General features: G+C 70.7%; 20 protein-coding genes. All 20 read right to left on the bottom strand.

Going from position 1 to position 19951, the window contains the following annotated elements; genetic code table 11:
- Nucleotides 1–120: 120 nt before the first annotated feature.
- Nucleotides 121–1593 (bottom strand): sigma-54 dependent transcriptional regulator, encoded by a 1473-nt coding sequence (locus CSC62_RS11910; protein WP_162406620.1) that lies wholly within the window; start codon nucleotides 1591–1593, stop codon nucleotides 121–123.
- Nucleotides 1590–1970 (bottom strand): response regulator, encoded by a 381-nt coding sequence (locus CSC62_RS11905; RefSeq protein ID WP_162406618.1) that lies wholly within the window; start codon nucleotides 1968–1970, stop codon nucleotides 1590–1592. The genes CSC62_RS11910 and CSC62_RS11905 overlap by 4 nt, the downstream gene beginning before the upstream one ends.
- Before the next feature lie 14 nt (nucleotides 1971–1984).
- Nucleotides 1985–3433 (bottom strand): RNA polymerase factor sigma-54, encoded by a 1449-nt coding sequence (gene rpoN / locus CSC62_RS11900; protein WP_162406616.1) that lies wholly within the window; start codon nucleotides 3431–3433, stop codon nucleotides 1985–1987.
- Nucleotides 3434–3670: 237 nt separating this feature from the next.
- Nucleotides 3671–4312, bottom strand: a complete 642-nt coding sequence (locus tag CSC62_RS11895) for a response regulator (RefSeq protein ID WP_162406614.1) — start codon at nucleotides 4310–4312, stop codon at nucleotides 3671–3673.
- Between the two features lie 93 nt (nucleotides 4313–4405).
- The gene (locus tag CSC62_RS11890) at nucleotides 4406–4984 is read right to left on the bottom strand and encodes a PilZ domain-containing protein (RefSeq protein WP_162406612.1); all 579 of its coding nucleotides are present in this window, start codon (nucleotides 4982–4984) and stop codon (nucleotides 4406–4408) included.
- Complete coding sequence (locus tag CSC62_RS11885; protein WP_211368988.1) at nucleotides 4981–5277, bottom strand: hypothetical protein; 297 nt, start codon at nucleotides 5275–5277, stop codon at nucleotides 4981–4983. The genes CSC62_RS11890 and CSC62_RS11885 overlap by 4 nt, the downstream gene beginning before the upstream one ends.
- Entirely contained in the window at nucleotides 5274–5699 is a 426-nt protein-coding gene (fliS, locus tag CSC62_RS11880) for a flagellar export chaperone FliS (RefSeq protein ID WP_162406610.1), read from the bottom strand. The genes CSC62_RS11885 and fliS overlap by 4 nt, the downstream gene beginning before the upstream one ends.
- A gap of 86 nt (nucleotides 5700–5785) precedes the next feature.
- Nucleotides 5786–7138 carry a flagellar filament capping protein FliD gene (gene fliD, locus CSC62_RS11875; protein WP_162406608.1) on the bottom strand — a complete coding sequence of 451 codons (1353 nt, stop codon included), beginning with the start codon at nucleotides 7136–7138 and terminating at the stop codon, nucleotides 5786–5788.
- Nucleotides 7139–7335: 197 nt separating this feature from the next.
- The gene (locus tag CSC62_RS11870; protein WP_162406606.1) at nucleotides 7336–8553 is read right to left on the bottom strand and encodes a flagellin; all 1218 of its coding nucleotides are present in this window, start codon (nucleotides 8551–8553) and stop codon (nucleotides 7336–7338) included.
- Nucleotides 8554–8992: 439 nt separating this feature from the next.
- The gene (gene flgL / locus CSC62_RS11865; protein ID WP_162406604.1) at nucleotides 8993–10195 is read right to left on the bottom strand and encodes a flagellar hook-associated protein FlgL; all 1203 of its coding nucleotides are present in this window, start codon (nucleotides 10193–10195) and stop codon (nucleotides 8993–8995) included.
- Nucleotides 10195–12075: a flagellar hook-associated protein FlgK gene (gene flgK, locus CSC62_RS11860; RefSeq protein ID WP_162406602.1), complete on the bottom strand. Its 1881-nt coding sequence runs from the start codon at nucleotides 12073–12075 to the stop codon at nucleotides 10195–10197. The genes flgL and flgK overlap by 1 nt, the downstream gene beginning before the upstream one ends.
- A 6-nt stretch (nucleotides 12076–12081) precedes the next feature.
- Complete coding sequence (gene flgJ, locus CSC62_RS11855; protein ID WP_162406600.1) at nucleotides 12082–13254, bottom strand: flagellar assembly peptidoglycan hydrolase FlgJ; 1173 nt, start codon at nucleotides 13252–13254, stop codon at nucleotides 12082–12084.
- A complete protein-coding gene (locus CSC62_RS11850; protein ID WP_162406598.1) occupies nucleotides 13254–14405 on the bottom strand; it encodes a flagellar basal body P-ring protein FlgI in 1152 nt (383 codons plus the stop codon). Before CSC62_RS11850 ends, flgJ begins: the two co-directional genes overlap by 1 nt.
- An 11-nt stretch (nucleotides 14406–14416) precedes the next feature.
- The gene (gene flgH / locus CSC62_RS11845; RefSeq protein WP_425502023.1) at nucleotides 14417–15118 is read right to left on the bottom strand and encodes a flagellar basal body L-ring protein FlgH; all 702 of its coding nucleotides are present in this window, start codon (nucleotides 15116–15118) and stop codon (nucleotides 14417–14419) included.
- Nucleotides 15119–15158: 40 nt separating this feature from the next.
- Nucleotides 15159–15944, bottom strand: a complete 786-nt coding sequence (flgG, locus tag CSC62_RS11840) for a flagellar basal-body rod protein FlgG (protein ID WP_162406594.1) — start codon at nucleotides 15942–15944, stop codon at nucleotides 15159–15161.
- Between the two features lie 296 nt (nucleotides 15945–16240).
- The gene (locus tag CSC62_RS11835) at nucleotides 16241–16993 is read right to left on the bottom strand and encodes a flagellar basal body rod protein FlgF (protein WP_162406592.1); all 753 of its coding nucleotides are present in this window, start codon (nucleotides 16991–16993) and stop codon (nucleotides 16241–16243) included.
- Between the two features lie 26 nt (nucleotides 16994–17019).
- Entirely contained in the window at nucleotides 17020–18315 is a 1296-nt protein-coding gene (flgE, locus tag CSC62_RS11830; protein WP_162406590.1) for a flagellar hook protein FlgE, read from the bottom strand.
- Nucleotides 18316–18361: 46 nt separating this feature from the next.
- On the bottom strand, nucleotides 18362–19027 hold the full coding sequence (locus CSC62_RS11825) for a flagellar hook capping FlgD N-terminal domain-containing protein (protein WP_162406588.1): 666 nt from the start codon (nucleotides 19025–19027) through the stop codon (nucleotides 18362–18364).
- Nucleotides 19028–19038: 11 nt separating this feature from the next.
- A complete protein-coding gene (gene flgC / locus CSC62_RS11820; RefSeq protein WP_162406586.1) occupies nucleotides 19039–19446 on the bottom strand; it encodes a flagellar basal body rod protein FlgC in 408 nt (135 codons plus the stop codon).
- 26 nt (nucleotides 19447–19472) lie between these two features.
- Nucleotides 19473–19889, bottom strand: a complete 417-nt coding sequence (gene flgB / locus CSC62_RS11815; RefSeq protein WP_162406584.1) for a flagellar basal body rod protein FlgB — start codon at nucleotides 19887–19889, stop codon at nucleotides 19473–19475.
- Nucleotides 19890–19951: the final 62 nt, after the last annotated feature.

The raw sequence follows: 19951 nt of genomic DNA, 5'->3' as shown, positions 1-19951 counted from the left end.
GTGCTGACGGTGGTGAACCGGGATATCCGAGGCAAGCAAGGGCCGTGCCGGCGCCGGACCCGCCGAAGCCTTACATGGTAACGCCGTGGAAGATCGGCCTGGCCCCCGCAACGGGTGCCTTCAGCCCGACAGCTCCGCCTGTTCCTTGTCGATCCCGTACTTGCGCAGCTTCTCCACCAGGGTGGTGCGGCGCAGGCCCAGCAGCTGGGCGGCGTGGGCGACCACGCCCTGGGTGCGGTCCAGGGCCTCGCGGATCAGCTGCAGCTCGATCCGGGCCATGTGCTCGCGCAGGTCCAGGCCGTCCTCGGGCAGGCGGGCGGGCAGGGGGTCCGCCTCGGCCGGCGCGGCCGCGGCCTGGGCCGGGGTGGCCGATGCGGCGGGGTCAGCCGTGCGTGCGGTCGCCTGCGGCAGCACCGGCTCGGTACCGGCCGGGATGTGGGCGCGGTAGCGGGCCGGCAGGTCCTCCAGCCGGACCAGGCCGCCGGGGTTGAGCACGGCCAGGCGCTCGACCAGGTTGGTCAGCTCGCGCACGTTGCCCGGCCAGGCGTAGCCGGCCAGGGCGGCCAGGGCGTTGTCGGCGAAGCGGACCTCGCCGCGGCCGGTGCGCGCCAGCTGGCCGGCGATGGTCTCGACCAGGGCCGGCAGGTCCTCGCGGCGCTCGCGCAGCGGCGGCATCTCGATCGGGAACACGTTCAGGCGATAGAACAGGTCCTCGCGGAACTGGCCGTCGGTGATCCGGTCCTCGAGGTTGCGGTGGGTGGCGGCGATCACCCGCACGTTGCACTTGATGGTCTGGTTGCCGCCCACCCGCTCGAAGCTGCGCTCCTGCAGCACCCGCAGCAGCTTGACCTGCATCGGCATGCTCATGTCGCCGATCTCGTCCAGCAGGAGGGTGCCGCCCTCGGCCATCTCGAAGCGGCCCTTGCGCGCGGTCAGGGCGCCCGTGAAAGCACCTTTCTCGTGACCGAACAGTTCGCTCTCCAGCAGGTCGGGCGGGATCGCGCCGCAGTTGATCGCCACGAACGGGCCGTCGCGGCGCGCGGACTGCTGGTGCACGGCGCGGGCGGCCACTTCCTTGCCGGTGCCCGATTCGCCCAGCACCAGCACGGTGGTGTCGAACGGGGCGACCTGGCCGATCATCCGCCGCAACCTTTGCACCGCCACGCTGGAGCCGGTCGGGCCGGTGTCGGGCGCGGCGGCGCCGGCCTGCTGCTCGGCGTCCAGGCGCTTGAGGCTGGCCCGGCGCAGGCAGGCCTCCAGCTGGGCGTGGCGGATCGGCGACTCCAGCGGCCAGACGCCGGCCTCGTGCAGGCCGTGGGCGCGGGCGAAGGCGGCGGTGTCGCCCTGCAGCAGCAGCACCGGCGGCGGCAGGGGCGCCTCGCCCAGCCAGGCGAAGAACTCGCCGGCCGCGGCCGCGTCGTCCAGCTCGCCGACCACCAGCGCCATCCAGTCGGTCGGGCGCTGGCGGGCGGTGGCCACGTCGCCGGGGGAGGCCGCCCAGCGCGGGTTGAGGTCCATGAACTCCAGCAGTCCGCACAGGCGCTCGGCGCGTTCGGCCTGGCTGTCGATCACCAGGATGCGCGATTCGCTCATGAGGCTTCCTCTTGCGACAGCCGCTCCAAGATCGGCATCACTTCCTGCAGGTAGGACAGCTTGCTGACGAAGTTGTCGGCGCCGGCGCGCATGGCGTGCTCGCGGTGCTCGGCGTCGTCGAAGTGGCTGGCGATGACGATGTAGGGCGGGTCGTCCTGGGCCTTGATCAGGCGGGTGGCCTGCAGCCCGCCCATCTCCGGCATGGCCAGGTCCATCAGCACCGCATCCGGGCGCAGGGCCTCGGAACGCTCGATCGCCTCCAGGCCGTTGCCGGCGGTGCCGGCGACCTCCAGCCATTCGACCTTGCGGAAATGGCGCATGGCGGCGTTGATGAAGCCGTCGTGGTCGTCAACCAGCAGTACGCGGAGGTTGCGCATTGCGATGTTCCTGGTCAGCCCGCGCGGGCCAGCGCGGGGGTGTGGGCGGCGGCGCCCCGGCGGCGCTCGCGGGCCGGGGCGATGGACAGCTGCTCACGATACTTGGCCACGGTGCGGCGCGCGATGTTCACGCCCTGGCGGGCCAGCAGGGCGGCGATGGCGTCGTCGGCCAGCGGCCGGGCGGCCGGCTCCGATTCGATCAGGCGCCGGACCATGGCCTTGACCGCGGCGCCGGAGACCGCGGCGCCTTCCAGGCGCACGGCGAAGAACTGCTTCAGCTCCAGGGTCCCGCGCGGGGTCTGGATGTACTTGCCGCTGGTGATCCGGGAGACGGTGGACTCGTGCATGCCGATGGCGTCGGCCACTTCCTTCAGGGTCAGCGGGGCCATGGCCTCCTCGCCGCGCTCCAGGAACGCGGCCTGGTGCTCGACGATCACCCGGGCGGTGCGCAGCAGGGTGTCGTAGCGCATGGACAGGCCGCGGGTCAGCCAGCGCGCTTCCTGCAGCAGCTCGCGCAGGCGGCCGGCGCCTTCGCCGTCGCCGGCCTGGGCCAGGGCGCGCTCGTAGCCGGCGTTGATGTTCAGCTTCGGCGCCGTGGCCGGGTTCAGCGCCACCCGCCACTGGCCGTCGCCCTTCCACACCACCACGTCGGGGACGACATAGCCGGCCTCGGCCGGGTCGGCCTCGGCCTGGGCCGGGCGCGGCTGCAGGGACAGGACCAGGCGCACGGCCTCGTCCACGTCGGCCGGCTCGATCTGCAGTTTGCGGGCGATCGCGGCGTGGTCGTGGGCGGCCAGCTCGGCCAGGCAGGTGTCGAGGATGCGGGCGGCCAGCGGGCGGCCGGCGCAGGGCGAGGGCAGGGCGGCCAGCTGCGCCTGCAGGCATTCGCCCAGGTCGCGCGCGGCCAGGCCGGCCGGCTCGCCGTGCAGCAGGCGCTGGCGGATCGCCTCGATCTTGGCCGCGGCCAGGTCGAAGCGCGCCACCGCGCGCAGCAACAGGGCGTCGTGGGCGTCGTCCAGGTAACCGGCGTCGTCGCAGTGCTCCAGCCAGAAGCCGGCGATCTCCAGCGACTTCGGGTCCAGCTCCAGGGCCAGGCGCTGCAGCACCCGCACGCAAGGATCGCTGGAGCCGGGCTCGGCGATCCGGGCCATGCGGTCCTCGCCTTCGCCGCTCCAGCTGGCGCCGGCCACGTCCCACATCGAGGACTCGGGCAGTTCGTCGAAGGCGGCGGTCTCGAGCGAGACCTTGTCCAGCGCAGCTTCGCCGGCCGGGTCGATCGCCTCGCCGTCGGCGGTGGCCGGGGCGGCGTCCTCGTCCAGTTCCAGCATCGGGTTCTGCTCCAGCACCCGGGACACCTCCAGCTGCAGCTGCTGGGCATCGAGCTGGAGCAGGCGGATCGACTGCAGCAGCTGCGGCGTCAGGTGCAGCTGCTGGCCGAGCTGGACGGTGGTGGTGGCCTTCATCTTGCATTCCTCGGTGCTGCGCCGGACCTCCGACGCCGATGGAGTGCATCGTGCCGTCGTGACGTCGGAAACTGAATCGGGGCCAACCTGATGTCGGCCAGTCATTTCCCGACACGGTGTAGGGGTTTTCCCTACAGGGCAACGATTCCCCGGCGCGAGCGCATCAGGCGGCGGAAAACCGCCGGTGGCCCGGCGGCGACCTGATGCCGGATCGTTGGCGGAAGACGGGCTGGGCCCTCAGCCCAGCTCGCGCTGGTGCTTGACCGCCAGCAGGACCAGCTCGCTGGCACGGCGGCAGCCCAGCGCCTCCATCATCCGCGCGCGGTGGGTCTCCACCGTCTTCACGCTGATCCCGAGCTCGGCGGCGATCTCCTTGCTGCTCAGGCCCTGGCCGATCCGGGCCAGGATCTCGCGCTGGCGCGGCGGCAGGGCGGCCACGCCCTCCGGCTTCTCGCTGCGGTTGCGGCCGAGCAGGGGCGCGATCATCCGCGAGGAGATCCGCGGGCTCAGGAACACCTCGCCGCCGGCGGCCGCGCGCAGGGCCAGTTCCAGTTCCAGCGGCGCGGCGTCCTTGACCACGAAGCCGGCCGCGCCGCGGTCCAGCGCGTCGCGCACGTGCAGGGGATCGTCGTGCATGGACATCATCACCACCCGGGTGCCGGGCGCGCGCTCGAGGATCCCGCTCAGCGCCTCCAGGCCGGTGCGGCCGGGCAGCGACAGGTCCAGCAGGACCAGGTCGGGGCGGTGGATCGCGGCCAGGTCGATGGCCTGGTCGGCGTTGCTGGCTTCGGCGACCACGTCCACGCCCGTGAAGGTCTGCAGCAGGCGGCTCAGGCCGGCACGGACCAAGGTGTGGTCGTCAACGATCAGGACTCGCACGGATGGGCAGTCGTTCCCCGGATGCCGGAGGCCACCTTAGCCGATCGCGGCGGCGGCGGGAAAGCGGGATGGCGATACTCGCGCGTATGTCCCCTACCGGCGGCGGGCGTCGGCGACCTGGCGCCGGTGCATGCGGAACAGGTGCCGGTCCATGGCTTCTTCCAGGCCGGCCGGCAGGGCGGGGAAGCGCAGCCACAGCCACAGGCCGGCCGGATCGCCCGCGCTGGCGGTCACCAGCGCCGGAAGCTCAAGGTCGTCGGGCAGCCAGTCGGAAGGCTGCAGGCGCAGCACGCCCGGGGTGTCGACCGCGGGCGCCGGAATGCCCGGGTCCAGCAGCAGGCGCAGCCCGCGCGCCGACCAGCGCAACGGCCGCGCCGGCAGCGCCTGCGCCGACTGCCGCACCAGTCGGCCGATCATCACCAGCATCAGGTCGAGCTTGGCATCCATCCTCTGCGCCAGCAGGGGCAGCTCGCCGCGTTTCTCCTCGCCGCTGTCCTCGGTGCGCAGGTCCTCGACCTGGGCCAGGCCGCGCAGCAGGGCCTCGGCCTGGGGCAGGCGGCCATGGCCGCCGCCGGGCTGGAACGCCGCGGGCAGGATCGCCTCGCAGCTCAGGGTGTCGCCGAACAGGCCGGCCTCGGCAGCGTGCGCCGCCTGGGGCCAGCCGCCGGTCATGGCGCCAGCTCGCGGTAGCTGCGGCTGGCCTGGCCGGACTGGCGCAGGCCGCGCAGCCCGGCGGCCGCCGCGTCGCGCGCGGCGAGCATGTCGCCCTGCAGCCGGTGCTGCAGCTGCAGCAGGTCGCGCAGCGCATCCAGCGGCGCCTGCAGGCCGACGGTGTCGATGTACTCGCGCAGGCGCCGGTCGTGGCGGGCCAGCACGTCGCCGGCCTGGCCGAAATCCTCCTCGTCCAGCGCCTGGCGCAGGCTGGCCAGGTCCTGGTGCAGGGCGTCGAGCGTGGCCGCGCTCACGGCGCGGCCTCCAGCGCCGGGGCGTGACGGCGCTGCTCCAAAGGGATCGCGTTCCAGGCCGCGTTGATCTCGCCGAGCAGGTCCAGGGCCTCGTCCAGGGCACCGTGGTCGTTGTGCAGGTTGGCCTCGGTCAGGCGCTGGACCACGTAGTCGTACAGCGAAGACAGGTTGCCAGCCAGCTCGCCGCCGGCCTCGTGGTCGAGCGAGCCGTTGAGGTGGCCGACGATCGCGCAGGCCTCGCCGATGGCCTTGCCCTTGCTGGCCAGGTCGCCCTGTTCCAGGTGGGCCTTGGCCCGCCGGATGCGCTCGCAGGCACCGTTGAGCAGCAGGGCCACCAGCTTGTGCGGGTCGGCATCGGTGACGCTGCCGGATACCTCGAGTTTGCGGTACTGCTCGGCGTATCGGCGGCTGGACCCAAGCATGGCGTTCTCCTGATTCTTGCGTGCGCGAAGGGGCGGATGCGCGCGGAATGGCTACGGCTGTGTTATCGGCGGGCCGTGGCCATCCTTTATGACTTACTGCTGGACAGCGCCGACAGCTGCTGGGTCAGGTAGGAGCTGGTGCTGTTCATCTGCGCCACCAGGGTATCCATGGCGGTGAACTGGGCCAGATAGCGCGCCTCCACCGCCTCCATGCGCTTGTCCAGCGCGTCGACCTGGTCGGACAGGTCCTCGATCTGCGAATTCAGGCTCTTGGTCCGCAGGGTCAGGCTGCCGGTGCTGGAATCGAGCATTCCGGTCAGCATCGTCCCCATCTTCGACCCGAGCTTGCCGTCCTTGCCGAACAGCTTGTTCACGCTGTCCGGGTCGGCGGCCAGCGCGCTGTCCAGCTTGGTCGAGTCCAGCGACAGGGTGCCGTCGGTGGCGATGCTGATGCCCAGCGCCTTGAGCTCGTAGCTGTTGCCGCCGACCATGCTGCGCAGCTGCTGCTGCAGGTTGCGGACCATCGAGTCGCCGGTCAGGGCAGAGGCGGTCTGGGTGTCGGCGTTGTAGGAGCTGACCGAGCGCAGCACGGTGTTGGCGGTGTTGTACATCGACACCAGCGACTGCAGGTTGCTCTTCAGGCCGCTGTTGTCGGTGGCCACCTGCAAAGAGAAGGTCTCGCCCGGCTTGGCCTTGGTCAGGTTCAGGACCAGGCCGGGAACCAGGTCGCTGACGGTGTTGCTCTTGGCCGTGCGCAGGAAGCCGTCCACCTTGACCTGGGCGTCGGCCGCGGCCACCGTCTCCTGCAGGGTGCTGGTGCCGGAGGGGTCGTAGACCAGCGCCGACAGGCCGCCGTCACCGCCGCTGGTGGTCACGGACAGGGCGCCCGCGCTGCCGGAGCCGGTGGCGTTGAGCACCAGGTGCTGGCCGTCGTCGGCGTTGACCACGCTGGCGGTCACGCCCTTGCCGCCGGAGGCGGTATTGATCGCCTTGGCGATGTCGGCCAGGGTGGCGCCTTCGGCGATCTCCACGTCGTAGCTGCTTTCGCCGGCGGTCAGGTGCAGGGTGCCTTCGCCCACGGCCGCGTCCTTGGCGAAGGCCGAGGAGGAGAGCTTGTGGGTCGTCGCCAGGGAAACCACCTCCACCTGGTAACTGCCGGCCGAGGCCGTGCCGGTGGCGCTGGCGGTGAAGCCGGCATCGGTCTGGACCGTGGTCTTGTAGCTGGCGGTGGTGGTGCTGGTCTGCAGCTTCTGGAAGGCCGACTGGACGTTGGCCAGCGCACTCTTCACCGTCCCCAGGGCCGACAGCTGCGAATTGATCTTGGAGGCGGCCGAGTTGATCCGGTTCTCGACCGGGGTGCGCTCGGCTTCGACCAGCTGGCTGACCAGGGAGTTGATGTCCAGGCCGGTACCCAGGCCACTGAAGCTGATTGTCGCCATCGGTTCCTCCGTTCACGTCGGGTGCGCCGCGATCTCCGGTGGCACCCGGAGTCGATAGCGGCCGCCGCGCGGGCGACTTGAGCCCGCGCGATCCCCCGCAGGATGCAAATCCCGTTCCAGAAGGCCCGCAAACGACGAAAGGCCCCTCCCGTCGCCGGGAGGGGCCCTCGTCCCCGTGTTGCGGCTTGCGTCCCGGATCAGCCCAGCAGGCTGAGCACGTTCTGGGTCGAAGCGTTGGCCTGGGCCAGCATCGCGGTACCGGCCTGCTGCAGGATCTGGGTCCGGGTCAGCTCGGCGGTCTCCTTGGCGTAGTCGGTGTCGCGGATGCGGCTGCGCGAGGCCGACAGGTTCTCGGAGGTGGTGGCCAGGTTGGCGATGGTCGAGGTGAAGCGGTTCTGCACCGCACCCATGTCGGCGCGGGCCGAGTTGACGCTGGTCAGGGCCTTGTCGACCACTTCCAGGGCCTTCTGCGCACCGACGAAGGTGGAGATGTCCAGGGTGCCGGTCTTGGACTGGCTGCTCACCGCGGCCGCGGCCTGGGCCGTGAAGCCGGCGGCGCTGGTGCTCACGCCGGTGCTGGCGGTCGCCGTGCCGGCGGTGAAGCCGGAGGTGAACTGGTCGGCCTTGATCGCCTGCAGGGTGATCGCGCCGGTGCTGTCGTCGACCTTGGCATACACGCCGGTCTGGTCCATCTTGTCGTTGATGGCCGAGGCGATCTTCTTGTTGATGTCGACGGCGGTGTCACCGCTTTCGTACTTGACGTCGTCGATGTTGATGGTCTGGGCCGTGGCGCCGGCAGCGGTGCTGGTGACGCTGACGGTGATGCCCGAGACCTTGCCGGCGGCGGTGGCCGCGCCGGAGGCCACCGCACCCACCGCAGCGTCCGTGGCGAAGTTCATGGTGCCCAGCTTGTCGGTGTTGGCGTCGACGATGCTGTTGATGCCGATGGTCTGGCCGGCGTTGGCGCCGACCTGGAACAGGGCGCCGCTGAAGCTGCCGTCCAGCAGCTTGGTGCCGTTGAAGTTGGTCTGGTTGGCGACGCGGTCGATTTCCTTCAGCAGCTGGGTGACTTCGGCGTTCAGCGCCTCGCGGTCGGAATCGGAGTTGGTGGCGTTGGACGACTGCACCGACAGCTCGCGGATGCGCTGCAGGTTGTTGCCGATCTCGACCATCGCGCCTTCGGCGGTCTGGGCCAGCGAGATGCCGTCGTTGGCATTGCGGGCGGCCACGTCCAGGCCACGGATCTGGGTGGTGAAGCGCTCGGAGATCGCCAGGCCGGCGGCGTCGTCCTTGGCGCTGTTGATGCGCAGGCCCGACGACAGGCGCTGGATGGTGGTGGCCAGGCTGGCGCTGTTGGTGTTCAGGTTGCGCTGCGCGTTCAGCGACATCGCATTGGTGTTGATGACTTGGGACATCTTGATATCTCCTCTTAGCGATTTATCCCGGCGGAAGGATGTGATGCCTTGGCCGGAGCCTCCGCAGGGGGGCCATCAATGACCGATGCCGCTGCTGGTGTAGGTAACGGCGCTTTGTCAAGAACCTTTAGCGGGTCTCCGGAAATTTGTGCTTTTCCGGGGTTTTTCCCGCTGGCCTGTGCCTCTGCGCCACGGTGGCGGTCTCCCGCCGTGACCAGATAACGGCACCGGGTGGCCGGAATTTAGGGGCGGGAGAAAAATTGGGCTTCCCGTCAGCAGGCCACACCCCAAAGCGCTCCAGGCTTGGCTGGCGGCCCACGGAAAGCCGGATCCATGTGTCGACGCCTTGGCCTTCCGTTCGGCGGCCACGAAAAAGGCGGCACCTGGGTGCCGCCTTGCGGAAGTGGGAACGGGAGCGCCGGCAACGCCGGCGTCGTGATCAGCGCAGCAGGTCGAACAGCGACATGCCCTGCATCCGGGTGAACACCGTCTGCGCGGTCTGCAGGGCGGTGCTTTCCAGCTGGTAGCGGGTGATGGCCTCGGCGTAGTCCAGGTCGCGCAGTTCCGACAGGGTGGTCTTGATGGTCACGCCGTTGGCCTCGCGCACGCCGGCCGCGTCGTCGATCGCCGCCAGCTGGGCGCCGCCGGCCGCGCGCGCGTCGATCATCTTTTCCGAGGCCCGGGCGACGTCGCGCATCGCCGCCTGCAGGACGTTCTGCTGGGCGGCCTTCTCGGTGGTGGTGACCGCGTCGGTCTCCAGCGCGCCGATCAGGTTCTCCAGGGTGGCGAACACGTCGCGCGCCGGGGCCGGGCCGATGGCGAAGCTGTCGCCGATCGCCGGCTCGCCCTCGATCTGCAGGCGCAGGCCGCCGTAGCTGATCTCCTCGCCGCTGGCCCAGGTGCCGCTGGCGATGGGGGTGCCGCCGGCATCGAGGACGTCGTAGCCATCGGCGGCGGTGAACACGATGCTGTAGCTCTCGCCGTTCCAGCCGCCGCCGGTGCTGCGGCCGAAGTCGGTCAGCACGCCGGTGCCGCCGTTGCCGGCGCCGGCGGACGCTTCGACCGTGCCGTCGCCGGTGCGCACGCGCATGAAGATCTCGCTGCCGGGCGTGGCATCGTTGACGAAGGTCTCCGGCGCAATCTCCACCCGCCGCTGGGTCTGGTCGCCGTTGTAGACGATCCCGGCGGCGGTCTTGCTGAAGGGCGCCGAGTCGTCGGCGCTGCCGCCGAACAGGTAGCGCCCGGCGCCGTCGGTGCTGTTGGCCATGCTGAGCAGGTTCTTGTAGATCGACTGCAGCTCGGCGGAGATGGATTTGCGGTCGTCGGTGGTCAGGCTGCCGTTGTTGGCCTGGATCGCCAGCTCGTTGACCCGGGCCATGCTGTCGCCGGCCTGGGCCAGCACGTTCTCCTGCAGGCCCAGGCGGTTGGCCACGGTGTTGGCGTTCTTGCCGAAGCGCTCCAGCTCGGCCAGGGTCCGGTCCAGGCCGACGGCGGTGCCGGCGGCGACCGGGTCGTCCTTGGCGCTGACCAGCTTCTGCCCGGTGGCCAGCTGCTGCTGCAGGGTGTTGAGCTGCTTCTGCCGGGTCATCATGCTGGCCAGCGACTGGCTGAACATCATCCCGGTGGAGATACGGTCGGTCATCAGCGCACCGCGTTGAGGATGGACTGGAACATGGTGTCGGCGGTGGAGATGATCTGCGCCGCCGCCTGGTAGGCCTGCTGCAGCCTGAGCATGTTGGCCGCCTCCTCGTCGAGGTTGACCCCGGACACCGAGTCGCGCGCGGCCTGGGCCTCGTCGTGGATCACCTGCTGGGCGTCGGCCGAGTACTGGGCCTGGCGCGCGGCCGAGCCGACCATCGTGGTCAGGCCGCCGAGGGCGCCGTTGAGGCTGACGGTGCCGCCGTTGAGCACCCGGGCGTCGTCCAGGTTGGCCAGCAGGGCGGCGTTGCCGTTGTCGCCGGAGCGGGCGCTGGTGCGGCCGACCCGGAACTGGTCGCCCGCGGCCGGGGCGCCGTCCAGGGTCAGGCTCCAGCCGTTGGCGCTGATGGTCTGGCCGGGGACGAACGCATACGGGCCGGTGCCGTCGATGGTGTACTGGCCGGCGTCGATGAATTCGATCACCGCGTCGTTGAGCAGGTTGGTGTCGCCGGCGTCGGCCACCTTCAGCCCGGACAGCTTGCCGGTGCCGATGTTGTCCAGGTCGGCCTGACCGGTGACCGGGGTGGCGGCGGCGATCCTGGACGGGTCGCTGACTGCCACGCCCAGGCCGCTGGCCGCACCGGCGGTGGGCTGCAGCAGGAAGCGGTCGCCGGCGGCCGGCGGCGGCGCGGTGGAGACCACCAGTTCGATCCCGCCCACGGTCAGCGGATCGAGCGCGGTGCCGCTGCCACCCACGGTCACCGCCACCCCGGTGTCGGCGCGGGTGGCGGTCCAGGCGCTGCCGTCGAAGCGCAGGACCAGGTTCTGCCCGGTCAGGGCGCTGGCGTCGGCCACCGTGGCGGTCAGGCTGGCGCCGCTGGGGTTGGCGCTGTGCCCGTTGACCCTGGGCGCGGTGAGGCTGAAGAAGTCCCCGCCCATGTCCCCGTACAGGTCCATGCCCGCCTGGTGGCCCTCGTTGAAGGTGGAGGCCATGGACACGGCGATCCGGCCCAGCTCGGCCTGGGCCGGGTCCAGCACGCTGGCGCGGAACTCCAGCAGCCCGCCCATCTGCCCGCCCAGGGCGCGCTGGTCCAGGGCGATGGTAGTGCCCTGGGCGCTGATCGCCAGCTGCAGGCGTTCGGGCCGGTAGGGATCGGCCACGGTGGTCACGGTCGAGGCCTGGTTGCCGACCACCAGGGGCTGGCCGCCGGCGGTGAACACGTTGACCATGCCCGCGTCCTGGGCCACCGCGGTGCCGCCGGTGTAGCCCACCAGCTCGCTGATCAGCTGGTCGCGGCGGTCGAGCAGGTCGGCCGAGGCGGCCGAGGCGTTGCCGCCGATGGTGGCGTTGATCTTGGCGATCTCGGCCGAGAGCCGGTTGATCTCCTGGGCGCCGGCGATCAGGCCGTTGTTGACCTCCGAGTCCAGCGACTGCAGCTGGCCGTCGAGCTGGCGGAAGCGGGTGACCAGCGAATTGCCCATCGCCAGCAGGTCCTCGCGCTCGGCGGTGCCGGCGGCGTTGGAGGACAGGGCGCTGACCGAATCGAAGAAGTTCGACCACAGCCCGGAGACGTTGGTGGCGGTGTCCGAGAACAGCGCATCGACCCGGTTGGACAGGCTGGACAGCTGCTGCAGCCGGGCCAGCTCGCCGCCGCTGTCGAGCAGGCGCGAGGTCGCCAGCTGGTCGGCGATGCGCTGGATGTCGGCGATCTTGACCCCGTTGCCGACGTAGCCGTAGCCGTAGTCGGTCGGGCTGCGGGTGGCGAACTCGACCCTTTGCCGGCTGTAGCCCTCGGTGTTGACGTTGGCCACGTTGTGGCTGACGGTGGCCAGGGCGCGCTGGAAGGCAATCAGGGCGCCGGTACCGGTGGACAGGACGGACATCGGGCATTACCTCCGGAAGGCGGCGTCGAAGCCGCCACGGGCGAGGGCGCTTGCGGCATCGGCCACGGCGGTGCCGGCGCCGGTGGCCGCGGCCCCGGTACGCGCGGCGACGCCGGCGATCGCCTGCACCGCCCGGCCGATGGTCGGCCCATGGGCGATCGCGGTGATCTTGGCCGCATAGGAAGGATCGGTCGCATAGCCCGCATTCTGAAGGGCCTGGGCGAACTGCCTGACGTTGCCGCCGGATTCCAGCGCCTGGCGATAGCGGGGGTTGGACTTCAGCATCCGCACGTAGTCGGCGAAGCTCTCGGCCGGGCTGGCATAGGCGCGGAAGTCGGCGGTCTGGTTGACCCGCACCCCGCCGACGTACTCGTGGGTGCCGCTGGTGGCGCGCTCGCCCTTCCAGCCGGTGGCCTTGATCCCGAACAGGTTGTTGGCCTCGCCGCCGCCCTGGCGCTGGATCTGCTTGCGGCCCCAGCCGGTTTCCAGCGCCGCCTGGGCAACCAGGGCGCGGGCGTCCACGCCCAGCTCGCGGGCCGCGCCCTGGGCGTGGTGCCAGATGCTGGCCACGAACTGCTCCGGGCTGCGCGGGGCGAAGCCGGAGGCGGCCTCGGCGGCGGCCTGCGCCGAAGCGGTGGGCGAGGCCGAGGCCACGGCCGCCTGCGGGCCAGCCATCAGCCTTTGCACCAGCGCGTCCAGCGGCGAGGCGGAAGCCTCGGACGAAGCGGCGGCGGTGGAGGTGTCGCGGCCGGCGATCAGGTCCAGCGCCCGGTCGATGTCCGGGGGCGCCGCGGCCAGGGCGCCGCCGTCGCGGGTGTAGGCCAGGGCCGCGGCGGCGGCCCGGGTGGGCCCCGGGCGGGCGTTCGCCGGCAGGGTGGTATCCAGCGCCGGGGCGGCCTCGGCCTGGGTCCCGGACTGGCGCGACAGCTGGCGCGCGATCATCGGCGCCAGGCCCAGCCCCCGGCCTTCGGTCAGGGCCTTGGCCAGCTGCTGGTCGTACAGGTCGCGGAAGGTCTGGTTCTCGCCCGGGAACAGCGAATCGCCGAAGCTGGCGTCGCGCATGCTCTTGACCAGCATCTGCGCGAACTGACCCTCGAGCTGGCGCGCGACCTGGTCGATGCGCGCGCCATCCGCCTTGGGCGAGGCGGACAGCTCCATTGGCGCGCCGTCGATCCTCATCAGATCACTTCCAGCTCCGCGCGCAGGGCACCGGCCTGGCGCAAGGCTTCCAGGATCGCGATCAGGTCGCCCGGGGCGGCGCCGACCTCGTTCACCGCGCGCACGATCTCGTCCAGGGTGGTGCCGCCCTCGAACTTGAACATGCGGCTGCCCTCCTGCGAGGTGGTCACGGTGGAGGAGGGCGCGACCACGGTCTGGCCGCCGCCGAAGGCACCGGGCTGGCTGACCTGCACGGCCTCGTTGATGGTCACGGTCAGGGCGCCGTGGGCGACCGCAGCCGGCATTACCCGCACCTGCGAGCCGATCACCACGGTGCCGGTGCGGGCGTTGACGATGACCTTGGCCGGGGCCGCGCCCGGGCTGACGTCCAGGTTCTCGACCTGGGCCAGGAAGCCGATCCGCGCGCCGGGGTCGATCGGCGCGGTCACCGCCACGGTCACCCCGTCCACCGCGCGGGCGCTGCCGGGGCCGAAGCTCTGGTTGAGCGCATCGACCATGCGCGCGGCGGTGGTGAAGTCGTTGCGGTGCAGGTTCAGGGTGATCTCGCCGCTGCTGTCGAACACGTCCGGCACGGCGCGTTCGACCGTGGCGCCGTTGGGGATGCGGCCGACGCTCGGGATGTTGACCGAGACCTTGGAGCCGTCGCTGCCCTGGGCGCCGAAGCCGCCGACCACCAGGTTGCCCTGGGCGATGGCGTAGACCTGGCCGTCGGCGCCCTTCAGCGGCGCCATCAGCAGCGAGCCGCCGCGCAGCGAGACCGCGTTGCCGATCGAGGAGACGGTGATGTCGATGGTCTGGCCGGGCTTGGCGAACGGCGGCAGCTCGGCGTGGATCGCCACCGCGGCCACGTTCTTCAGCTGCGGGTTGACGTTGGCCGGCACGTTCACGCCCAGCTGGCCGAGCATGTTCTTCAGGCTCTGCACGGTGAAGGGCGCCTGGCTGGTGCGGTCGCCGGAGTTGTCCAGGCCGACCACCAGGCCGTAGCCGACCAGGGCGTTGCCGCGCACGCCGCCGACCTGGGCCAGGTCCTTGATCCGCTCGGCGTGGGCCGGCGCGAGGAAGGCGCCCAGCAGCGCGAGCACGCAGCCCAAGGCGCCGATCCTGTTGAATCCCCGCACATGGATGTGCGGGCTCTTGCGAGGGATTCGCATGATGACCGACCTCAGTACGGCGCCAGCCGCGAGTTGAAGAAGCGGCCCAGCCAGCCCATCGCATTGGACTGGGCGATGGCGCCGCGGCCGCCGTAGACGATACGCGCCTCGCCGACCTTGCTGGAGGGGATGCTGTTGTCCTGGGCGATGTCGGCCGGGCGGACGATGCCCTGGATCTGGACCAGTTCGTCGCCCTGGTTCAGGCGCAGGTTCTTCTGCCCCTGGATCACCAGGTTGCCGTTGGGCAGGCGCTGGATCACGCTGACGGTGACGCTGCCCTGCAGGCGGTTGCTCTGGCTGCTCTGGCCCTGGCCGTCGAAGTCGCGCTCGCCGCTGGCCGAGGCCGAGAGGATGTCGCGGCCGTTGAGTGTCACCGGCGCGCCGAACAGCTCCGGGCTGGCCATGCTGATGCTGCCGCTCTTGCCGACCTGGGTGCTGGCGCTGGTCTGGGCGGTGGTGGACTCGACCAGGGTGATGGTCAGCAGGTCGCCGACGTCGCGCGCGGTGCGGTCCGAGTACAGCTGCAGCCCGGGGCCGGCCTGGTAGATCGCGCCCGCGGTGGCCGGGGCGTTGGCCGCGACCACCGGCACCACCGGGGCCATGGCCGGGTAGGGGCGGATGTCGCCAGCGGCGACGCAGCCGCCGAGCAGCAGCACGGCAGGCACGGCGGCCAGGGCGGTGGCGATGCGGGACGGGGACGGGAGCGGAAACAGGCACGTCATCGGAGTCTCCTGCGGCGCGTGGGCGCGCGCGTCAGACGTTGTTGTTCAGGTAGCCGAGCATCGAGTCGGTGGTGGAAATCGCCTTGGCGTTCATCTCGTAGGCGCGCTGGGTCTCGATCATGCTCACCAGCTCCTCGACCACGTTGACGTTGCTGCCCTCCAGCGAACCCTGGACCAGCAGGCCGAGGCCGTTGAGGCCGGGCGTGCCGTTCTGGGCCGGACCGGAAGCGGTGGTCTCGGTGTACAGGTTCTCGCCCTTGGCCTGCAGGCCGGCGGGATTGATGAAGTCGGTGACGGTCAGCGCGCCCACTTCCAGGGCGTCGGCCTGGCCGGCGATCTGCACGGTCACGGTGCCGTCGTTGCCGATGGTCATCGACTGCGCGCCTTCGGGGATCTGGATGCCCGGCTGCACCGGGTAGCCGCTGCTGGTGACCAGCTCGCCCTGGGCGTTGATCTGGAAGCTGCCGTCGCGGGTATAGGCCGAGCTGCCGTCGGGCAGCAGGACCTCGAAGAAGCCGCGGCCGTTGATCATCACGTCCAGCGAGCGCCCGGTCTGCTGCGGGTTGCCCTGCTGGAAGTCCTTGGAGGTGGAGACCACGCGCACGCCGGTGCCCAGCTGCAGGCCGGACGGGAGCTGGGTCTGGGCCGAGGTGGAGCCGCCGGGCTGGCGCAGCTGCTGGTACAGCAGGTCCTCGAAATTGGCGCGGTCGCGCTTGAAGCCGGTGGTGTTGGTGTTGGCCAGGTTGTTGGACACCACCGACATGCGCGTCTGCTGCGCATCCAGACCGGTCTTGGCGACCCAGAGTGCCTGATTCATGACGCGATACCTCGCGGGACGGATTGATGCCGGGACTGATGCATGCGGCGTGCCAAACCGGGGGGCTTTGCGTGGGCGGCGGCTCCTTGCCGGGGGGAGCATGGCTGCGGCGTTGCGGCACGATGCCTGCCGCCGCTCATGTCCCCCGGTTCCGGCTTTCAGCCGGAACCTCCTCCTTTACTTCCCGTCGGCAGGCATCGCACCGCAACGCTTCGGCCTGGCCGGCCCCGGGGAAGGGCGCCGGTTCCCGTCCGGGCGGGAATGACGGAAGTGTGGGTTCAGCTGCTGCCCCGGCCTCAGCCGCCGCTCAACCGCAGCAGCGTGTTGGCCGATTGCGCGTTGTCGTCGCCGCGGCTGATGACCTTGACCTGCATCTCGAACTGGCGCTGCAGCTGGATCATCTGCACCAGCGCCCCGGCCGCGTCCACGTTGCTCTGCTCCAGTGCGCCGGTGGCCATGACCGCGCCCGGCGCCTGCGCCAGTGGCTGCTGCGGATCGGCCTGGCGCATCAGCCCGTCCAGGCCGCGGGTGAGCTGCTCCTGGCCGGCCGCCACCACTTTGATCCGGCCCACCACCGCCATCGTCGCCGCGCCTTCGCCCAGCGGCACGATCGAGATCGTGCCGTCCTGGCCGATGTCCAGCGACTGGTGCGGCGGCAGGGTGATCGGGTTGCCCTGCGGGTCCAGCAGGGGATGGCCGCCGGCGGTGACCAGCTGGCCGTTCGGGGTCAGCGACAGGTTTCCGGCGCGGGTATAGGCCTGTTCACCGTCCGGCGCCTGCACCGCCAGCCAGCGGTCGGCCTGCAGGGACACGTCCAGCGGATTGCCAGTGACCTGCTGGGCCCCGACCCGGGCGTCGAAGCCCTGGTCGATGTGCAGGGCCGCCGTGCGCGAGGCGTAGCCAGGGCCGCGCACCGGGAAGGCCTCGGTGTTGGCCAGCGCCGCCTTGAAGCCGGCGGTGTCGGCGTTGGCCAGGTTGTGCGAGACCGTGCCCTGCGCCTGCAGGGTGGCGCGGGCGCCGGTCATCGCCACGTAGAGGGCCTTGTCCATGCGGAGCCTCCGTCAGCCGCTCAGGCTCAGCGGATGTTGATGATGGTCTGGGTGGCCTGGTCCTGGGTCGAGATCATCTGCGCGTTGGCCTGGAAGTTGCGCTGGGCCACGATCATGTTCACCAGCTGCTCGGTCAGGTCCACGGTGGACGACTCCAGCGAACCGGCCGCGATCTGGCCGAAGTCCGAGCTGTCCGGAGCACCGGTGCGCGGCGAACCGGAGGTGTAGCTGGCCGCCCACATGTTGTTGCCCTGCGGCTGCAGGCCCTGCGGGTTGACGAACTTGGTCAGCGCCACCTGGCCCAGGGCGCGGTCGTCGCCGTTGGAATAGCGGGCGAACACCACCCCGTCCTCGGACACGCTGATCTCGCTCAGCTTGCCGGCGGCGTAGCCGTCCTGGTTGACCGAGCGCAGGGCGAACTCGCTGCCGTACTGGGTGCTGCCGGTCAGGTTCAGGGTCATGGTCAGGGTGCCGGCGCCGGTGGTGGGCGCATAGGGCTCCAGGGCGATCTCGCCGGTGGTCGGGCTGACGCCGTCGATCGACTCGAGGGCGCCGGTGTTGCTGAACACCAGCGTCGCCGGGGTGCCGATCACCGCGGCGACCGGCGGCACGGCGGAGGGATCGGACGGCGTGCTTCCCGCGTTGACCGGCTCGCCATCGAGGTAGTTGTAGACCTGCCACTCGTTCGGATTGGCGGTCTTGACGAAGTACGAGGTCTGCACGTGGCTCACGCCCAGCGAGTCGTACACGGTGACGCCGCCGCTGGAGACGTTGTAGCTGTTGGGCTCGCTCGGATCGAACGTGGCGATCGCCGGCGCCTCCGCGTTGCCCGGCAGGGTGACCATCAGGTCGATCTCGCCGGTGGGCTGCGGCGGGCTGTCGGTGGTCAGCAGCTGCAGGTCGGTCAGGCGGCCGACGTCGAAGCCGTCGCCGCCGGCGTTGGGCGCGAACACCTGCAGGCGGGCGCCGTCCGGGGTGACCACGTAGCCCTGGTTGTCGGTCTGGAAGTTGCCGGCGCGGGTGTAGAGTGTGTTGCCGTTCTTGTTGACGGTGAAGAAGCCCTCGCCGTCGATGGCGAAATCCAGGCTGCGCCCGGTCGGGTCGATGTTGCCCTGGGAGAACTGCTGGGCCACGTTGCTGACCTTCACGCCGGCGCCCACCGCGTTCCGCGACAGGCCGTAGGTGGTGTACGAGAACAGGTCGGCGAACTCTGCACGCGACTCCTTGAAGCCGGTGGTGTTGACGTTGGCGATGTTGTTCGCGGTGACGTTCAGGTCCGAATTGGCGGCGTTGATGCCGGACAGGGAAGTGTTGAAGCTCATGGCGGACTCCTGCGTGAGTCTTGCGGGTGCATGCGTTGGAGAGGGCTCAGCTGATGCGGAGCACGTAGTCGAGCGGCACGGTGCCCATGCCGTTCAGGTCGAGGTAGAGGCCTTCGCTGCCGACGGTGACGCTGTCGACCTTGCCCTTGATGTAGGTATCCAGCTTGGTCTGGGTGCCGTCGCTGGCGGTGTGGCTGGCGGTGACGCTGTAGCTGCCGGCGGCCAGGCGGTTGCCGGAGGCGTCGTTGCCGTCCCAGGCGGAGTTGACCTCGCCGGCCTTGGTCGCCGGCACGCTGAACTCGTACACCTTCTGGCCGTTGGCGTCGTTGACGGTGAAGGCGACGGTGCCGGCGCCCGGAGCGGCGACTGCGCCGTTGACGCTGCCCGATTCGCCCAGCGGCAGCTTGGCCGAGGGCACCAGCACCTCGTGGCCGACCAGCGAGGCGCCACGCAGCACCTGGTCGCTGGCCAGGGCCGAGGAGAAATCGCCGACCTGGGTGTTCAGTTCCTGGATGCCCTGCACGGTGGAGAACTGCGCCAGCTGACCGAGGAAGGCGCTGTTCTCCATCGGCTTGAGCGGGTCCTGGTGCTGCAGCTGCTCGGTCATCAGGCGCAGGAAGTCGGCCTGGCCCAGCGACTCCTCCTTCTTGGTGGTGGTGCTGGAGCCGGTCAGGCCGAGGCTGGAATAGATGTCGGACGCGATGCTGCTCATGCTCGGGATCCTCAGCGGCCCATGGACAGGGTGGCCAGGGCGAGTTCCTTGGCCGTATTGATGACTTCCACGCCGGCCTGGTAGCTGCGCGAGGCGGAGATGAGATTGACCATCTGCGCCACCGGATCCACGTCCGGGGCGAACACGTAACCGTCGGCGTCGGCCAGCGGGTGGCCGGGCTCGTAGCGGCGGATCGGCGGCGCTTCGGTCTGGGCGATCTCGCGCACGCGCACGCCGGTCAGGGTCGGGTCGCTGGCGCTGGCCTGGGCCTGGAACACCGGTTCGACCGGCTTGTAGACGGCGTCGGCCGAGCCGGCCACCGAGTCGGCGTTGGCCAGGTTGCTGGCGATGGTGCTCAGGCGCACCGACTGGGCCTGGAGGGCCGAGCCGGCGACGTCGAAGATCGGCAGGTTGCTCATGGCGGCGAGTGCTCCTATGAGTGCGGCTACTGGCCGGTGATCGCGGTGAGCATGTTGCGCACCTTGGATTCGAGGAAGCTCAGCGAGGCGCGGTACTCGAGCGCGGCACGGCCGTAGGCGGCGCGCTCGGCGTCCGGGTCGACGGTGTTGCCGTCGAGGCTGGGCTGGGTGGCCTGGCGGGTGAACTGGAACGGCAGCTGGCCGGTGGCGATGGCGTCGCCGATGTGGCCGTCCTGGGTGGTGGCCAGGACGGCGCCGGTGGACGGCAGGCCTTCGCGCTGGCGCCTGGCCGATTCCAGGGCGGCGTTGAAGTCCAGGTCCTGGGCCTGGTAGCCGGGGGTGTCGGCATTGGCCAGGTTGCTGGCGATCAGCTTCATCCGCTGCTCGCGCAGGGGCAGGGCATCGCCGTGGATGCCGAAATAGGAAGAGATCGGATTGGACATGGCGCCCTCCGGACGGACCGTTGCCATGGCATAGGCAAGCGGCGTGCCAGACGGGGGCGCGG

Source organism: Pseudoxanthomonas jiangsuensis, assembly GCF_010093185.1.
GTDB lineage: Bacteria > Pseudomonadota > Gammaproteobacteria > Xanthomonadales > Xanthomonadaceae > Pseudoxanthomonas > Pseudoxanthomonas jiangsuensis.
The sequence above is the reverse complement of the archived record's forward strand: the minus strand, read 5'-3'. Positions and strand labels throughout refer to the sequence as shown.

What these genes read in the sequence shown, in the direction of transcription:
- flgB (WP_162406584.1), bottom strand. Translation starts at nt 19,889, where the DNA reads ATGTCCAATCCGATCTCTTCCTATTTCGGCATCCACGGCGATGCCCTG.
- rpoN (WP_162406616.1), bottom strand. Translation starts at nt 3,433, where the DNA reads ATGAAGGCCACCACCACCGTCCAGCTCGGCCAGCAGCTGCACCTGACG.
- CSC62_RS11905 (WP_162406618.1), bottom strand. Translation starts at nt 1,970, where the DNA reads ATGCGCAACCTCCGCGTACTGCTGGTTGACGACCACGACGGCTTCATC.
- CSC62_RS11850 (WP_162406598.1), bottom strand. Translation starts at nt 14,405, where the DNA reads ATGCGAATCCCTCGCAAGAGCCCGCACATCCATGTGCGGGGATTCAAC.
- CSC62_RS11835 (WP_162406592.1), bottom strand. Translation starts at nt 16,993, where the DNA reads ATGGACAAGGCCCTCTACGTGGCGATGACCGGCGCCCGCGCCACCCTG.
- CSC62_RS11910 (WP_162406620.1), bottom strand. Translation starts at nt 1,593, where the DNA reads ATGAGCGAATCGCGCATCCTGGTGATCGACAGCCAGGCCGAACGCGCC.
- CSC62_RS11890 (WP_162406612.1), bottom strand. Translation starts at nt 4,984, where the DNA reads ATGACCGGCGGCTGGCCCCAGGCGGCGCACGCTGCCGAGGCCGGCCTG.
- flgC (WP_162406586.1), bottom strand. Translation starts at nt 19,446, where the DNA reads ATGAGCAACCTGCCGATCTTCGACGTCGCCGGCTCGGCCCTCCAGGCC.
- CSC62_RS11825 (WP_162406588.1), bottom strand. Translation starts at nt 19,027, where the DNA reads ATGAGCAGCATCGCGTCCGACATCTATTCCAGCCTCGGCCTGACCGGC.
- flgK (WP_162406602.1), bottom strand. Translation starts at nt 12,075, where the DNA reads ATGTCCGTCCTGTCCACCGGTACCGGCGCCCTGATTGCCTTCCAGCGC.
- fliS (WP_162406610.1), bottom strand. Translation starts at nt 5,699, where the DNA reads ATGCTTGGGTCCAGCCGCCGATACGCCGAGCAGTACCGCAAACTCGAG.
- flgE (WP_162406590.1), bottom strand. Translation starts at nt 18,315, where the DNA reads ATGAGCTTCAACACTTCCCTGTCCGGCATCAACGCCGCCAATTCGGAC.
- flgJ (WP_162406600.1), bottom strand. Translation starts at nt 13,254, where the DNA reads ATGAGGATCGACGGCGCGCCAATGGAGCTGTCCGCCTCGCCCAAGGCG.
- CSC62_RS11870 (WP_162406606.1), bottom strand. Translation starts at nt 8,553, where the DNA reads ATGTCCCAAGTCATCAACACCAATGCGATGTCGCTGAACGCGCAGCGC.
- flgG (WP_162406594.1), bottom strand. Translation starts at nt 15,944, where the DNA reads ATGAATCAGGCACTCTGGGTCGCCAAGACCGGTCTGGATGCGCAGCAG.
- fliD (WP_162406608.1), bottom strand. Translation starts at nt 7,138, where the DNA reads ATGGCGACAATCAGCTTCAGTGGCCTGGGTACCGGCCTGGACATCAAC.
- flgL (WP_162406604.1), bottom strand. Translation starts at nt 10,195, where the DNA reads ATGACCGACCGTATCTCCACCGGGATGATGTTCAGCCAGTCGCTGGCC.